Source organism: Actinomyces sp. oral taxon 170 str. F0386 (genome assembly GCF_000195595.1).
Lineage (GTDB): Bacteria > Actinomycetota > Actinomycetes > Actinomycetales > Actinomycetaceae > Actinomyces.
Map to the genome: position 1 here is coordinate 1 of NZ_GL882575.1, position 711 is coordinate 711.

1 pseudogene is annotated in these 711 nt (G+C 67.4%); it reads right to left on the reverse strand.

Annotated features, from left to right (window positions below):
- Window positions 1-232: 232 nt before the first annotated feature.
- A pseudogene (locus tag HMPREF9056_RS13895) lies at window positions 233-367 on the reverse strand (transposase); the annotation flags it as partial.
- Window positions 368-711 lie beyond the last annotated feature (344 nt).

Consider the following 711-nt stretch of genomic DNA (forward strand, 5'->3'; position numbering starts at 1 on the left):
GCAGTGTCCGAAAAACACCCAGCAGCCCAGCCCTACCGCATCACCCCCACCACACCGTCCCACAAGCCATGAGACCCAGGTGTCCCACAAGCGAGGAGACAGCACAGCTGGTGGGGCCGTCGCGTTCCCCGTTCACCCTCACGCCCATCACGACTGAGAAACAGGGCGTCGCGGACCTGACCGTCGCGGACCTTCGCCTCCGTAGACCTCTTCGAGGTCCGCCGCGATCTCCTCCCGTCGTCAGCCCGCGCGCGGTCAACGACAGCACGATCTTGTCGACCCCGTCCAGGCGGCTGCTGCGTCTGGACACGGTGACCGACTCGAACGACCCGTCATGATCCCGCGGAACCCCGATTTCCACGGGGCCGATCTCGGCGAGCTGGACGCCGAAGCCTTCCAGGAGAGACGTGGTCGACAGCGTCAGCAGCAGGCAGGCCGTGGCCAGGACGACGTCGACCAGAGGCAGCGACCAGGAGGCGTCGCGCGGCCCGAGCATCCGGACCCGCGAGTGCCAGTCGGTGGCCGTGGGAATGATCGGGGCATCGGCGGATGGAACGGGCATCGATTGCACATCATGGTCTATTCGGGCCGGTGGGCGCAGTTGGGCGGTCACGATGGGCCGGCTCCCCGGGGCCGGCCTCGTCCCCGGCTATCGTGGGCGCGTGCACCTCAAGACCCTGACGATCAAGGGATTCAAGTCCTTCGCCTCGT